This is a genomic window from Croceicoccus esteveae (assembly GCF_031846435.1).
Taxonomy (GTDB): Bacteria; Pseudomonadota; Alphaproteobacteria; order Sphingomonadales; family Sphingomonadaceae; genus Croceicoccus; species Croceicoccus esteveae.
In genome coordinates, this window is sequence record NZ_JAVRHS010000007.1 from 1 (window position 1) to 16,124 (window position 16,124).

Here is a 16,124-nt window from a genome sequence, read left to right on the forward strand (position 1 = left end):
ACCCTTCCTCTCAGGAGTTAGGGCCTCCGGCAATCCCGGGGCGGTTCAGACTGTCGTCCGCAGTTCAGCAGAGTCGAGACCGCCCCGATCGTCATCTACGGATGTAAAAAGATTCCTCCCGATCTTAAACCCATTGGTCTCGTACCATTTGAGCTTCCACTCCCAGCCTTTCCGGTAGTCCTCCCTCTGCATCATCCCGAGATGCTCCCAAAGGACTAGATCGCCGTCAGCTGTGACGAATGAGAAATCGGGCCTGAGGCGACCTTGCTCGATCTCGCCTTCCAACACGCGCTCGTATTCGTAATCGACACCTGACTGGAAGAGCATATTGGCGATCACAAGTTCGGACTTGCTGCGGACGAGGTGGCCCTTCTCCGTGCGATGGATCAGGTTCTCGGCGTAAGGCACTTCAGACTCGGCGCGACGAAGCACACCCTGGAACAGGTTCGTGTTGCGGCGGGCTGTTTCGGACTTCTCAGGCCGCGTGTAGTCGAACAGCATTGAAGCGTTATCGCCTTCCACAAGCAACACGAGCTGTCGTCTAGAGCGCGTGAGCGCCGTGTATAGGAGCTCGCGCGACAGGGGGCGGCAGTTCTTCGGGAGTATTACAAAGACCTTCTGAAATTCGCTGCCTTGCGACTTATGTACGGTAATTGCGTAGGCAAGTTCCAGTGGACCCGAGCCACCGGGAAAATCACGACCGCTATAACCGAAGGTCAGGTTCGGCCGACCGGCGAAGAGTGTATTCAACCATGGCTGCTTTCCGCCAGCCACGAGCCCGACCTCTCCGTTCGCTACATAATGCTTGTCCGACGCCGAACCGTTGTAGGCATTCCGCCATTGGTTCGAGACTTGGATAACCTTGTCGCGAGCGACGATGCTCTCATCGCCGAGGCTCACTACCCACGGGTCTTCGGCCGCTTTCAGCTCACGGGCGCGAAACCGGCGCTGAGTCCAGCGGTTCACATCGTGCACGCCGTAGGGGTGCAGGCGTACGGGCGACAGTATCTGCCAACGCTCCGAACCGTCAGGATCGTCGAACGGAACCCAGCCCTTCTCGTCGATCCCTAAGGAAGCGTTGAAGCCCGCCGTATCCGACGGATTCGCAAGCCCTAAATGCTTCTGAAATGCTTCGCCAAGACGCGTCCGCAAATCGTCAGCCGTCTGCCAGAAGAGCACATCCAGGTCATTGAACGGTCTGTCAAGCTCAAGGTCACTGAGGACGCGATCGGCATCGACAGGTTGCGGTTCGCGCGTGAACCAGGAAGCAAGTCGAAGCGTATCTGACGGCTCGTCCGCGCCTGCCACGGCGCGTACCTCGACCGACAACCGTGCCAAGGCGTCGCCCAAGGCCGAACCCGTGTCATCTTTCGCCGTGGTCGTTTCAAGGAAGGACGCTAGGTCCGCAAACGGCCGGCCGACACCGATCGGCGGCAACTGATTGGGGTCGCCTACGAGGATGACGCGCTGAACGTGAGCAAGATCGAGCGCCTCGAATACCGCGACTAGATCATCCATCGTAAGCATGGAGCACTCGTCGATGACGACAGTCCGTTCCTTGCGATGCTTTTCCTCTCCAATGAACCGAGGACGCTGACGCAAGCCGTCATAGCGTCCAAGGTCGTTGAGAAACTGAGCAACGGTTTTCGCTTCGCCGCGCGCCGCTTTTCCCAGCCTGACGCGCGCTTTACCTGTCGGAGCAAGCAGTAGTATCCCGCCGCGTGCCAGCTCATCGTTCAGCAGCAATGCACCCATGACCGACGTTTTGCCTGTTCCGGCCCGTCCCACGAGCGCCGTGAGGCGTCGACCCGTGATGCGGCCAAGCGCAGCCGCCTGTTCGTCGATTGCGAGTGTGTGTCTCGGGTTTTTCGGATCGTAGGTTCCGCCCGCGTTCTCAATCGCTTTGACGAGCAGCGCTTTCCAGTCGGCGGGGATTACTTTTGCCGCCCGTCCCGCGCGCTTCGTCATCAATGAACGAAGCCGGTCTTCGCGCGCCTTCAAATCCGACAGCTGAAGCGCCGAGATCGGCGGCGTGTCCGCTTCCCCTGTCATCACATCTACGATGTCGATCACACCGGTCAGGCTAGAGGCATTAGCGACCGGCCAGTCCGAACCGATCATGCACGGGTGAGCAAGATCAACTGTAGCTACCCTATCAAGCGCTTCAGTCGCGCTCAGCAGGGCATCCCCATTATCTGCGGCGCGTCTCAACACCGCGACTATCGCGGCTCGAAAGCGACGCGGGTCGTTGCTCGACTGCATGCGCGAAGGAGCTGGCAGGGGGTGCTTGGCGGCGATCGTTGCGTCTGGCAATATACCTCGATCGATGACGCCGATTGATATCGCCGGGTCTCTGGTGTCACCGAGATCGACTTCTCCCACTCGATAGGGATTGGCGAGTATCTCACCGTCAGTCACCGGGCTTGTTGTCGCAGTTTTCCGCTTGGCCGGATCGAACCAACGCGTGGCCTGACCCGGTGTTAGCGACATTCGCGACAGCAGCGTAAGCAATGCTCGCCGCTCACTTGCGAGATTAGTCCAAGTTGCCCGAACCGCTTCCAGGTCCGCGGCATAAGCTACTTGCGGCGGCTTCCGCTTGCCACGGAGAAGCGCATCGACAGTTGGCCAGGGATCTTCGTCGCTGGCGACGACGCCAGTTGCGAGCAACTCAAGGCTTAAAGCCGTACCGAGGCGTATCCCCAATGCTTCGAGCGCCGATCCGAGGCCAGGAAACGCGCCGCGATCGGTCCACGCGAGCCCAATTTGGGTGTTGAGCCACTCCTCGCGACGTTCCCACGGACCCTTGGCGATGCCGTGCGCTCGGATTTTTCGGACAGCTTCCAAGCAGCGGATGAGTGTTGACAGGGCGACGTCTGTCGGCGCCAGCTCGGCCGCGAACGAAAACACCCTCGTGTGAGCTGGATCGGCGGAGACTGCGATCTCATCCAGTAGATGACGGCGACGTTCATCCTCTTCGACATCGCCTGTGGGCTCGAGATATTCGTGATAGGGCAATAGGAAGCCCTCCGAACCTTCTGGTCGGATCGAATGGCGTAGCAGGCGGTCCCACATGGGGTAAGTCGCCTCGCCGGGATTGGCGTCATACTGCTTAGTCGGAGCAATCGTTTCGATCCGTCCGACACCGATAATGAGCCTGGAAATAGTGTCTCCAAGCGGCTGCCCCTCCTTGCAATAGAAGAACACCAGCGATCGCTCCGGCTTCAGGCGCCCAAAGACTAAATCGACGAGCGCTGTCTGTCGGGCGCGACCGAAGACCCAAGGACTTGCGAACGGTGATTTCTCGTCTGGTGGCAGCGGGTTTGGCAGCTTTGCGTCGATGCCTTGCTGCTCGCCTCTGAGCATCCATCCGAACGGCACCGCGAACGCAGCGTATTCTGGGACTTTCACCACCGTCGGCTTCAGTACGCCATGAGTGTCGGCGGTTTTCTTGATCGTTGAGTAGGGATGCTCGAACCGACGGACCCAAGGCCGCTCGTTCATAAATGCGCCAGACTCAGCCTTGCAGGGCGGGAGCTGCTCGGCAGTAAGTTCGTCCCAAGAAACACCGGCGAGCTCGTCCAAGCGCTCGTCATCTTTTTCCTCGCGGATGCGATCAAGCGCGACGCAAAAGGAATTCGACGATGGAGCTGGACATACCCGGCCGTTCCACTTCGAGCCATGCCAAGCCACCCGCATCGTAAGATGAAACATTATTCCCCCTCGTCTTCACTGCACTTGTATCAATCGGATTTTCTAAAGTAAGTCCTGTGTCCTGCACTTGGTAGAATCCAAGCTCGGGGCCGGTGAATCACTTGCGCTGTGCGTGATCGGGTAATTCGATGGCGGTGTCGAGGAGGCGCTGCCGAAATCCGAGCCGTGATTGTTGAACGAAGGGTAGCTAAGGGCTTTTCAAGCTCAAAAGCGGACCGGCGGCAGCGTTCAATATCGCGGCCGTCCCGTCTGGTTAACGTTAATGTCTGCTTTTGGGCGATCGGCGGTTGAGCTGCAATTGACGGGATCAGGGCGCGAAGCCGACATTGCTCCTGTTGAGTGGGAGTCCAAAAAAGCGACTGTCATAATCTCTTGGGCGAACATCAACAGTCGCGCCGTATCAGCCCGACGCGAACCGCTTCGCAAGCCGCGCGCTGGCCCCGCTTTGTGCGGCAAGCCTCGCCCCGTAGCGCATGACCGTTGCCGGGTCGCGCCAGCGATAGGCCTGCATGATCGCCGGGAGCCCCTCTCCGGCCGCAAAATTATCCTGCGCGACTCCCACTCTGATCGAATGGCTCGACACTTGCCCGACCCACCGCTCGAGACTTTGTTCGCTTATCTCGCCGAGCAGTCCTTTCGCATGCGCCGCGCGCACCAGCCTCCGATAGATCAGCGTGATGCTGTTGGGATGCAGCGGACGATTGCCGACCCGGCTGACCGACCCGTCAAAATGCACCTCGACCCGCCTCAGCAGCGGTCCCGAGCGGATATCGACCGCTCTCTTCCAGGCGCGGATCGCCTGCATCGTCACAGGCGACAGATAGGCATAGGCGCCCTCCCCTTCCGCGTCGGTCTTGCTCGAGGGGATGAAAAGCACCCCCGCCCCGCCCTCGCCCGCCTCGATATGATCGATCTCGATCGCCACCAGCTCGGAACGCCGACAGGCGGTGTCGTAAGCGACCCGCAGCAGCGCCGCATCGCGCAGGCCCAGCCAGTCGCGCCGGCAGGCATTCAAAAGATGCGAGAGACACACGCCCGTGGGTGGTCCGTCGAGGTCGGCGATATCGCCCTTGTAGCGTATCCCCTTAGCTTGGCGCTGGCGGGTTCCACGCGCACGGCGCATGGCCTTCAATTCGAGCTTGACCAGCGGCGCCGCGGTCGGATCGGCCAGCCCCGCCATCCTATAGGCCATCCCGACATGGACGAGATAGCGCGCAATCGTCGCGGGCGCGCGTTTCTTTATCGGAGTGCGCAGCCGGCGCTCGGTTTTCAGGCCGCCAAGCGCCCTCACCCAATCCGCAACCAGTCGCGCGTCCGCGTCGGAGGCCCTCACCCTGTTCGCGCGACACCAATCGCTCCAAAGACCAAGATCCGAAAGAAACGCCCGTTTGGTGTTGGCCGACCACGCACGCGCGGCCGCATCGATCATGGCGGAATCGACCGCTGCCCCAGTACCGCCTAGCGCGGCGACCGTCGCGATCACGGGCTCGCTCTCGTGATCGGCAAGTCCGTTCGACACTAGCGCTGGAACGCCGTTCGGAGCGATTTCGGAAGCCATCTATGGCGATTTGCGCGGATTAAGTTGCTTTGTCTAGTGTTGATAAGCAGGCATTATCAACACTAAGCCTCATGCTCAGTGGACTGAACACTGTCTTTCACGCTACTATTGTCATATGCCACGCCCGGTTCTTCCTCTTTGCGCGCTACCCTGGTCGCCCGATCTGGTTAGCGAGTTCGGTCGGACGATGGCTTCGATCGCTCGCCTTGACGCCCGGATATCCGCCAGTTCGGTCGCCCCCGCGTGGATGCTGCGAGCCAGCTGGACCGGCTACGCCACAGCCTTGAGACTGCAGCAACACGAAATCGAGGAAATCGATGTAATTTCGCATTTCACAGGCGTTTTGATCCCTGGCCGTCCTCCGGTTGCCACAGCAGGCGATCCGTTCGGGGGTTACGCCGATTGGGCCGCAGATCTGGTAGCCGGTCACGACCGTCATTGGCGCGAGGACATACCTTTTACCTTCGACATTCCCGATGGCTGGCGCGATGCCCCTCCCCTCGCCCGCGCGCTCGCCGTTCTCGATTCCTGGTCGCGGCAGGACAACACGCACGCTCCCTGGCTGGCGTTTCCCAAGTTGCTGCGGCTAATGAAACTGACCAGGAACACACTCCCTTGCCTGGTGACCGGCGACCCGGGCCTTCGCTTTCTTCACGGCACGCGGGAAGCCCAGCTTAAGCGTTTGCTCAAATCCTTGCGAAAACTAAGCGACGACGGGCTGCGGCGTCTCGGTCGCCTCGAGAACTATCGTATGCGCTACGGCGCTGCTGTCGGTGCCGAGCATCGGCCTGGCCATCTGCCCCGGTTAGGAACCTTAGCACTCGAGACGCCCTTCCTAGTCGCGCGAACACTTGTCGACCGATTTGACATTACGCTCTCGGGAGCCGGGAAGCTCCTTTCGAGAGCGGCCGAGAAGGGTCTGCTGGTGGAAACAAGCGGACGGACGAGCTGGCGTCTCTATGTTACTCCCGATCTCGGGATTGCCCTCGGGATTGTTGCACCCCCGCGCGGGCGTCCGCCCTCCCCATCGCGCTCGTCACCGGCCCTCGACACTGTTCTTGCCAAGTTTGACATAGAAATGGCAGAGATCGATCGGATGCTGTCGGATCATTCGCGTAAGCACACCGAAGCTTAGAGAAGCTTTTCGATCGCCGCCAGGATCGTCGTCTTGTTAGCTCCTGATTTCGGGAGGATCTTGATGGTGAGCCCCGCCCCATTAGGCGACCTGGTCACCGAGAGCATCGGAACGCCGGATTTGGTCGGCACGGTTTCGGTCTGGACCTTCGTCTTCGGCTTGCCAGGCGCGGTGGTCGCCCTGATCAGGCGTTTAGCCGTCTCAGGCCCGGAAAGCGGTTCGCTCCCCGAGCTGCGTTCAGCAAGGATCGCCTCCGTCTCCTTGCGCATCGCCGAAAGCGAGCGCGTTTCGTTGGCGAGCGGCTTGAGGTCACGAGCGATACGCACGGTGATGTCGTGACGATCGGCAAAGGCTACGACGAGCTCCTCGGGGAGCCGCGCGACGTTGAGCATCCGGCTGAGCCAGGACTTCGATATGTTGAGGTGCTCGGCCATCTGGGTGAGCGAGCCCTCGTAGAATTCGGCCAGGGCCGCTTCGTACTCATGAGCGCGCTCCCAGTCGGTGATGTCCTTGCGCGACCGATTCTCGACATCGGATACGCGGAATGCCTCCTCGTCGGTAAGTTGCTGGACGGTCACCAGATAATCGAACTCTGGATGGTTGTGCTCGCGCAGCCACTGCACCGTCCACCAGCGCCTGACGCCGGCAATGATCTCGTAATCATGCTCTGGGTCGTCGCGTAGTCGTCTGACGATTGCCGGGATGCGCTGCTTTTTCGCCGAGAGGAAGGCGTCGATGAGATCGCGGCAACTCTCCTCCGATAGATGATCGAGATCGCGATTGTGGAGACGCCATGGCCGGCAGCGAGCTGGATCCACGAACTCGGTGCGATCCGTCACAACCTTACCCGATGCCAGGCGATTGAGCGCCTCGCTGCGACTTGCCATTATGCTCCTTGCCGGCGCCGCCTCCCCCTCCTCGATGTCATCATCGATCGATTCGGTAAGCAGCGAACCGAAGCCCTTATTACCCTTGGCCAAGACTCAATCTCCTTTCGTGTGTTGCCGTGGCGGCGGTTTGTTGCCACGTGGCAACGGCACTCTGAATGGCCTCGTACACCAGCTGACCATGGCAATGCACCGGCACCGGCACGGGACTCGCCAGAGAGCTATATCTCATTGACTCAGAACGACCTTCCAGATCGTTGCCACGTGGCAACATCATGCCAGCACCTCCCCTGCCCGGCTCGCCCAGCTGCCGATAACTTCCTGCTCGATCTCCTCACAAACCGCACTGAGGTACTTCACACACCGCATGTGCACCTCGCGTGACGTTACCGGCCGATCGAGCTCGAAAACGGTCTTGAGGCGTGAACTCGCATTGTCGATTTCGGCGCTCGTCGGCATTATCGAGGTAAGCAAAGACCCGCCGAACACATCACGCATCATGGCCAGAAGCTCGCGATGCATCGACTTGTTCTCGTCGACGCGGCTCGCGACCACGCGGATGAAATTGTACGCCGGTCGCGCCCTGCCCCCCAACTGCTCGAGCTGTTCCATAGTGGTTCTCGCCATATCGACGAAGGATACAGTCGAAGAGAAGTCGATTACGCTCGGCGGCATCGGGATCACCATTGCGTTCGCAGCCTGGAGAACCGCCATCGACACCATTCCGAGAGCCGGCGGCGGATCCATGATGACGACATCATAGTCGTGAACGACCTCGCCGATCGCATTCGAAATCAGATCAATCACATCGAAGCTTCGCGTCTGAGCCAGGTGCGCAGCTATCTCATACTCCAGATTATAGAGCTTGAGATTCGAAGGAATAAGGCTGAGGCCGTGAAAGTGCGTGTCCCGGATGATCGAGCGGACCCCGAGCAGCTCGGGGTCGTGAAAATGCCCGTAAAGCGTATCGTTCTCACCCAGATCGATATCGGGACGATATCCGAACATCATGGTCGAGCTGGCCTGGCTGTCGCAGTCGACGAGCAAGGTTCTGTACCCTTTAATCGCAAAATGCTGCGCAAGGTGCACGGCGATCGTCGACTTGCCAACGCCGCCCTTGAAGTTCGACACCGAGATAATCGCCGGTGTGTCTTCCGGATCGCGCCAAGGCCTTGTTCCGAAAACCTTGCGCATCTTATCAAGCTCGGTGAGATTGTATGGCAAGCGGTGACCCGAAGGGGTGCGACTGCGCTCGGGCAAACGGCCATCGCGTTCGGCCTCCCGGATTGCCGATGCCGTTCGATCGACGAGTTCTGCGGCCTTCGAGATAGGGAAGGTCGGGCCCGCCTTCTCCCCGGTTTCGGGATCGAGCGCGTGTGTCTGGAGTCGCTTGAGAATTGCCAGTGACTTGCTATGAAGGGAACGGAGATCATCGGTTGCTGAGCTGCCCGGAAGCCCATCGGCTGAAATCTTGGTGGCCATCTACTATCCTTCTTGGAAGTCTGGACATCAATTTAGCCGGAGTTGTGGCTTTCAGCAACGACTTGGCCAAAAAACTTACAGCCATACCGATGATCTCCGAGCCACTTGCGGGCAGTCGCGGGTGAGCAAACGCGCCCGCCGATGATCTCCGAGCCCTTTTGAACTGCTTGATCCAACCATCGGACTCGCAAAACCGAGCTGTGGACGAAAACCGATGATGTCAGAGCCAGGCCGATGAACTCAGTGCAAAAATGCAATGATCTCGGTGCCTAAGAACCGATGATCTCAGAGCGCATACCTACTTATAGAGAATCTCCTCCTTCGAATCCGATTCGCAATCGATTAAATTTTGAGTTTGAAAAATTTGATATTGGCATGTTTGGCTCAACGGACCCGACATCATCGGTGGTTTTGCAGGTTTTTGGCCACAAATCGTCCGTAAATCGCCAAAGGGCTTGATTTAGCCCTCCAACCCTGTTGTTGATCCAGCGACCGAGGCCCGCCGAATCGGGGGAGGGGACTATGACGCAGGATGACAAGAAACCGGTTGGCCACCAATACGCCCTGGCAATGCTGGCTGGCGGCGAGGAACAGGTCCGGACACTTGCCGAGCATGCTGGCTCGCGGCTGACGCTCGACGCATTCCTGAGAGTTCAGGACGAAAACCCGGTTCCGGCGTTTCTGCATTCGGCGTTGTGCGCCATGTCGCTCCCAACAAAGCGACCCAAGGACGAGTTCGAGCCCATCATTCGCGAGGACGGTCGCTATGCGCTGGCGATCAACCCCCGACCGGTGCTGCAGGAGATCGATGGCAAGCGTGTGATGAAGAGTCTGGGTGTCCCTTTCGGATCCTATCCCCGCGTGGCGCTTATCTACATGCTCTCGCAAGCGGTTCAGCAACGATCGCGCGATGTTTACCTCGGCCGCAATTTCACCGATTGGATGCGGCGTCTCGGATATCAGACGATTTCATACGGGCCACGAGGTACTGCCAATCTGATGAAGCAGCAGGTCGATCGGTTGCTTGCCTGTGAATGGCAGATCAGATGGGACGGCGCCGATACGGACCAGAACGCTTTTGCCGTCAGGGATGTAAAAATTTCCAACGAATATGCCGGCTCGTTGGACAAGGAAGGTGCCTTCGCCCGCGAGATCCGAATGTCAGAGGTTTTCTATCAGCATCTCCTCGAACATGCGGTTCCACTTAATGAAGTGGCGATCCGAGAACTGAAAGGTGCGCCGACCGCGCTCGATCTCTACACCTATCTTGCCTACCGACTCCCCCGTGTTACCGCCGAACGCGGCCAGACACTCTCGTGGGACCAGTTGGCCAAGCATTTGGGCAACGCCGCGGACAGCAAACGATTTCGCCAGACCGTCCGTGAAACAATGCAACTTGTTACATCAGTCTATCCAAACGCCAATGTTGATATTTCGGGGAGGAAGGTCGTCCTTTACCCTTCACCAGCGCCGCTCGAGAAGAAGCTCGTTGGAGCCCATCTACGGCTCGTTGGAATCGAACCGCGCACCAAGCGGAGCGATCTGTCCAAAAGGACAAGGGAAGCCGAGGGCAGGGCGAAGACGTTGCCGGAAGTCGAAACTTTGGCGTTTCCGTCAGGGTCGCTTCAGTATGGAAAGCGCGAAGAAGCTTTTTTGCGGATCGGCCGGGAAAACGGTGCTCCCTGGGATGTCGATCTGATGGCGAGCCAATTCCGCAGTGGCTGTCCGGATTTCGAACGCCCTCGGACCGAGAAAGAATGGCTTCGCATCTGGGAGGGCTTCGTCATCTCTTATGCCAAGCGGAGAGCCGGGCACCAATAGGAGTAATGCGCGTCGCTCGTACGGGGCATTACGCAGAGCAACCAAAATTCTCCTATGGTGGTGCGCCCTCCGACGTTGCCATATGCTCTAATACAAGCGCTTCATCGTCTCGATTTCCCGCAAACTCTGCGAACACGCTGAAGCTTATCATGCCCCCCGCGAAACGGGTTCTCCGATACCATTAAGCAGAGGCAATTCCTAGGATCGGGAAAAGTTTTTACAAACACACCTTTTGGCGTGATTTGGATGTCGCCAAACCCTCCAAAAAGACCGGTGAGCATGGCGGAAGCCTCAACACGCGTCTCGATTTCATTCTTGAAAGTGGAGGAAGGGGTTCGGGGTAAAGGAGGAGCAACTATGCTGACCGCTCTGAGCCCAACTCAAGAAACAATCGACATCGTAGCGGGACTTCGCGGCAAGTGGCATGGCAGCTACGCCATGTGCCGATGTCCAGCCCACGCTGACAGCAGGCCGTCTCTCTCAATCAGACAAGGCCAGCGCGGGATATTGGTGCACTGCTTTGCCGGATGCAAGAATCAGGACGTATTGCAAGCAATCTCACGAACGCAGCGCGTATTCAATTCGCCAGTACCCAAATTTCAGGCCAACACATCTAAGGAGAACGCCAGACGGATCTGGGATCAAGGGACAGAGATCTGCGGAACACTGGCAGAGGCATACCTTCGCTCGCGCAAGCTTTCACCGACAACAAGGGATCTGCGCTACCATCACGGGTGTCCGTTCGGCCGCAAACCAGACACCCTATTCCGCCCCGCGTTGCTGGTCGCCGTGAGGGAAGGGCTGAACCTCAAGGCCATCCAGCGAATAGCGCTCGGGCCAGAAGGGCTCACGCACAAGGGAAAGTACATGCTCGGACGGCCGGGGATGGCGTCATGGTCTCCGACATTCTCCGGAACAACGCTCGCGCTTGCGGAAAGTATGGAAGACGCCGCAGCCTACACCAAGCTCAAAGGACCGCCGTGCTGGAGCACTCTCGGGGCGGAGCGCTTACCGCTGGTCCGGATTCCGGACAGTGTGACGACACTCGTGATCGCAGAAGATAACAACAGGGTGGGGAGGCTTGGGGCGCTGGCAGCTGTCTCAGCTCACGCCAGTGAAACCCGGCGAGTTCTTCGGGACCCTCCGCCCCGGACGGCGACCGACTGGGCGGAAGTCAATGAGAGCACTGGCACCTAGCGCCTTCGGAGCAGCAGAAAGGGGAGGGGGAAGATTGGTTGCGGATCAGCATCAGGAGCAGACCGTGACCGACCTATTCGAAATATCCGACCAGCGCCTCAAAGCCGCGATTGGCGATGTCGCTCGACTTATTACGGAGGACAGCCTCACCAAGAAGACGCTTTTTGCGACCATGGAGCAGCTGCATGGCTGCACGTCGGCGAATGGTACGTGGACGCAGCGCGATGCCTATGATCTTCTCGAAGCGGGATTGACGCTTCACCTGTCCGCCCGCGCCAGCGTCTCGCTGCAAGACATACCGTGGATTTCCGCACTCGTAGAGTCCCTCCCGACACAGTCAGTCAGGAGCGAGAACCAGGTCCGCTTCCAGCAGTTCTCGACCCCTGCGGACCTCGCTGCATTGGCCATAGTCGCCGCACAACCGCGCAGTAACGACATCGTCCTGGAGCCGAGCGCAGGGCACGGTGCCCTCGTAAGCATGTTGCCTCCCGTCGCACAGATCCACCTCAACGAACTCGATCAAAGCCGCCAAGAGAAACTGGCGCTGCTTTTCGACCAGGCCATAATAACCGGTTTCGACGGAGCGATGCTCACCTCGCTCGCGTCCCACGACCTCCGCCCCACACTGATCCTCATGAACCCACCATTCTCGCGCTCGCAGGGCAGGGGAGTCGATGAGTTCGCCGCTGTCCGACATCTGCGTGCCGCCCTGTCCAAGCTCAGCCCTGGGGGCCGGGTCGTGGCAATCATGCCAGACTGGTTCACCACACGCGCGAAGATGCTTCGGATCTACGAGGACACGTTCACGAACTGCACCGTGCAGACATCATGCAGGCTCGCCAAATGCTATCACAAGCAGGGTACGAGCGTGGCTGTGCGGATGATGGTCATCGACAAGATTCCCGGCAACAAGAAACCGTCGATCATCGCTCGGGATACCGTCAGTGAGCTCGCCGACTGCTTCCCGATCGTGAAGCGCGCGCCCATCGGATCGGAAGCACCGCCACGACCAGCTCCGGCAAAGCCGAAGGCAGCGAGCCTGTTCAAGTCGATGCGCGCCAAGCCGCGGACGACACCCAAGATCGAACGGAAGCTTGCGGCGCGAGAGATCGTGGCGGTGGGCTACGCCACGCTGGACGCACCGCGCGCGCTCGGGACCCAATCCGGAGTCTACGTTCCTTATCGGCCGAGCCGGATCGAGATCCAGGGATCACGCGAACACCCGACGCCGCTGGTCGAAAGCGTCGCCATGGGATCGATCCCCGCACCAGTGCCGGACTATGTGCCGCGTCTTCATGATAGGATTTTGAGCGAGGCCCAGCTTTCGGAAGCGCAGCTCGAGACGATCATCTACGCCGGGAATGCATGGACCCAATTTCTGCCGGGCAAGTTCGTCCCGTCGGAGGAGGGCGTAGGACTCACGCTTTCCGAAGACGGACGGTCCTACCGGAAGGGTTATTTCCTCGGCGATGGCACCGGGGCGGGCAAGGGACGACAGATTGCCGCCTGCATCCTCGACAACTGGCTGGCGGGACGCAGACAGGCGATCTGGATATCGAAGAACGAGAGCCTTCTCGAAGACGCCCGGCGTGACTGGTCCGCGATCGGCGGGTTGCCGGCCGACATCCAACCGCTTTCGAGCTGGAAGATCGATGAAGAGCTTCCCTTCCGCGACGGTATCCTCTTCGTGACCTATCCGACACTGCGCAGCCAGCGCCAAGACGCGACCCGTCTCAAGCAGCTTCTGGATTGGGCCAGCACCGACTTCGACGGCATCATCGCCTTCGACGAGAGTCACGAAATGGGCGGCGTCGCAGGGGGGGAGGGAGCCCGCGGCGCCAAGGCGGGATCTCTGCAAGGCATCGCCGGCGTTCTTCTTCAGAACCACCTTCCCGACGCGCGCGTCCTATACGCTTCCGCCACCGGCGCGTCCGATGTCAACAATCTCGCCTATGCCGTTCGCCTCGGGCTGTGGGGACCGGGAACCGCATTCTCCAACCGCGAGGACTTCATCAGCCAGATTAGATCGGGCGGGATCGCCGCGATGGAGCTTGTGTCCCGCGACCTCAAGGCGCTCGGGCTCTACCAAGCGCGTGCGCTGAGCTTCGCTGGCGTCGAGTACGAAGTGCTCAAGCACGACCTGACGAACCAGCAGATCGCCGTCTACGACACTTACGCGGACGCATGGGCGATCATCCATCAGAACATGGAGGAAGCGCTTGCGCTCACGAACGTCGTTAACGATCTCGACGGCGACACGCTCAACAGCGGAGCGAAGGCCGCGGCGCGCTCCCGCTTCGAAGGTGCAAAGCAGCGCTTCTTCAACCAGGTTCTTCTCTCGATGAAGCTGCCAACTTTGATCGCGGCGATCAACGAACATATCGATGCCGGCAAGGCGATTGTGGTCCAGCTTGTCTCAACAGCCGAGAGCATTCTGGACAGGAGGCTCGACAGTCTCTCCCCTGAAGAACGAGCAGAGCTGGATCTCGATCTCAGTCCTCGCGAGAACGTCATCGATTATCTCGAACGCGCTTTCCCCACCCAGCAGATGCAAGTTTTCGTCGATGAGACGGGCGAAGAACGCTCTATGCCGATGTTCGATGAGGAGGGCCGCCCGGTCCACAACGCCGAGGCGATCGAGAAGAAGCAGAGGCTCATCGAGCATCTATGCGCGCTTCCCCCGATCAAACCCGCGCTCGACGGGATCATCGAACACTATGGCACCGAGAAGGTCGCCGAAGTGACAGGACGCTCCAAACGCCTCGTAACCCAGGGGAACGGGAGCCAGAAGCTGGAGACGCGATCGGCGCGCACGAATCAGTCCGAGACCGATCATTTCATGGACGGGCGCAAGAACATCCTCGTATTCAGCGATGCCGGCGGGACCGGCCGCTCGTATCATGCCAGCCTTGATGCCGAAAACCAGCGCCAGCGCGTCCACTTCCTCCTCGAGCCGGGTTGGCGCGCCGATCGCGCCATCCAGGGCCTTGGGCGCACGCACCGCACGCATCAAGCCGAGACGCCCTTGTTCCGACCGGTGACGACGAACTGCAAGGGCGAGCTGCGCTTCACCAGCACCATCGCTCGGCGGCTCGACAGCCTGGGCGCGCTGACCCGCGGACAGCGTCAGACGGGCGGGCAGAACCTGTTCGACCCGGCCGATAACCTCGAAAGCGAATACGCAAAGGCGGCTCTCATCACGTGGTTCGGCCTCCTGGTCGAGGGCAAGCTCTCCAGCGCCACGCTGATCGACTTTCAAAAGCGCATCGGTCTCAAGATCGCTTCCGCCGACGGCATATTGGAGGAGGATCTCCCGCCCATACAGCGCTGGCTCAATCGCATTTTGGCGCTCCCGATCGCGATGCAGAATGCAATATTCGACGAATTCCTGGCACTGGTGGAAGCTCGGGTATCGGCCGCGCGGGATGCAGGCACGCTCGATGTCGGGGTCGAGACGATCCAGGTCGAAAGCGCCAGCGTGGTCGAGGATATAGTACTGCGTACCGACGATCGCACCGGCGCCACGTCCCACCTGCTCCGCATCGATCTCACGACCCGCTATCAACCGATCACGTTGGAAAGAGTACTGGAGCGGCGCGAATGGTCGGACGGCTGCATACTCATGCGCAACACCCAGAGCGACAAAGCGGCGCTGTGCGAGCCGTCGCGCCATTTCATGACCGAGAAGGGTGAGTTGATCCAGCGGGTCATCCTGCACCGACCGCTACGCCGCGAATATCATCAGCTGCGCGACCTCGAAGAATCCGCCTGGGTCGAATGTGCGGAGCCTCGCTTCGCGAGGCTGTGGCAGGCCGAGGCCAAAGACAGCGCTTCGCGTTTGCACACCGAAACGATCCACCTCGCAACCGGACTGCTGCTCCCGATCTGGTCGAACCTTCCCCGCGACTATCTCGAGGTCAACCGCATTGTCGACCTCGAGGGCCGCAGCTGGCTCGGCCGCATCGTCTACGACACGGATGTAGCGGGCGTGCTGAAAGCGTTCGGCGTCAATTCGAATGTGACGCTTACCGATGAGGCTGTCGTCAAGGCGCTCATGGAAAATCGCAGCATCACCATCGAGCAACCGTTTAGCGCAGTCCTGAAGCGCTCCCGCGTCGCGGGAGATCTCAGGGTCGAGATTGCCGGTGCGCCGGTCGACCAGATCGAATGGCTGAAAAGCATCGGGTGCTTCACCGAAATCATCGCATATCGGACGCGCATATTCGTTCCCGTAGACAATCCTGAACCCGTAATCAGGGCTCTTCTCGCGCCTCTCTAATTTCTCATGCCCGGTCAAAGGGGAGGGGGAGGGGGATTGGTGTCCGGTGAATCG

Annotated in this window: 8 protein-coding genes; 4 read left to right on the forward strand and 4 right to left on the reverse strand. The window is 59.8% G+C overall.

What is annotated here, in order from left to right; all coding sequences use genetic code 11:
* Positions 1–45: 45 nt before the first annotated feature.
* Positions 46–3,711, reverse strand: a complete 3,666-nt coding sequence (locus RM533_RS09240) for an AAA family ATPase (RefSeq protein ID WP_311340951.1) — start codon at positions 3,709–3,711, stop codon at positions 46–48.
* Positions 3,712–4,111: 400 nt separating this feature from the next.
* A complete protein-coding gene (locus tag RM533_RS09245; protein ID WP_311340952.1) occupies positions 4,112–5,269 on the reverse strand; it encodes a tyrosine-type recombinase/integrase in 1,158 nt (385 codons plus the stop codon).
* A gap of 187 nt (positions 5,270–5,456) precedes the next feature.
* Between RM533_RS09245 and RM533_RS09250 the strand changes: the two genes are divergently transcribed.
* Positions 5,457–6,404 carry a hypothetical protein gene (locus RM533_RS09250; RefSeq protein ID WP_311340953.1) on the forward strand — a complete coding sequence of 316 codons (948 nt, stop codon included), beginning with the start codon at positions 5,457–5,459 and terminating at the stop codon, positions 6,402–6,404.
* On the opposite strand, the gene RM533_RS09255 is transcribed toward RM533_RS09250, so the two are convergent.
* On the reverse strand, positions 6,401–7,384 hold the full coding sequence (locus RM533_RS09255) for a ParB/RepB/Spo0J family partition protein (protein ID WP_311340954.1): 984 nt from the start codon (positions 7,382–7,384) through the stop codon (positions 6,401–6,403). The genes RM533_RS09250 and RM533_RS09255 overlap by 4 nt on opposite strands.
* A gap of 180 nt (positions 7,385–7,564) precedes the next feature.
* A complete protein-coding gene (locus RM533_RS09260; protein ID WP_311340955.1) occupies positions 7,565–8,773 on the reverse strand; it encodes an AAA family ATPase in 1,209 nt (402 codons plus the stop codon).
* A gap of 522 nt (positions 8,774–9,295) precedes the next feature.
* On the opposite strand from RM533_RS09260, the gene RM533_RS09265 reads away from it, so the two are divergent.
* The 3 genes from RM533_RS09265 (at position 9,296) to RM533_RS09275 (ending at position 16,070) form a co-directional block, all read left to right on the forward strand.
* Complete coding sequence (locus RM533_RS09265; RefSeq protein ID WP_311340956.1) at positions 9,296–10,594, forward strand: replication protein RepA; 1,299 nt, start codon at positions 9,296–9,298, stop codon at positions 10,592–10,594.
* 357 nt (positions 10,595–10,951) lie between these two features.
* Positions 10,952–11,791, forward strand: a complete 840-nt coding sequence (locus RM533_RS09270; RefSeq protein ID WP_311340957.1) for a DUF7146 domain-containing protein — start codon at positions 10,952–10,954, stop codon at positions 11,789–11,791.
* A 64-nt stretch (positions 11,792–11,855) separates the two neighbouring features.
* A complete protein-coding gene (locus tag RM533_RS09275; RefSeq protein ID WP_311340958.1) occupies positions 11,856–16,070 on the forward strand; it encodes a strawberry notch-like NTP hydrolase domain-containing protein in 4,215 nt (1,404 codons plus the stop codon).
* Positions 16,071–16,124 lie beyond the last annotated feature (54 nt).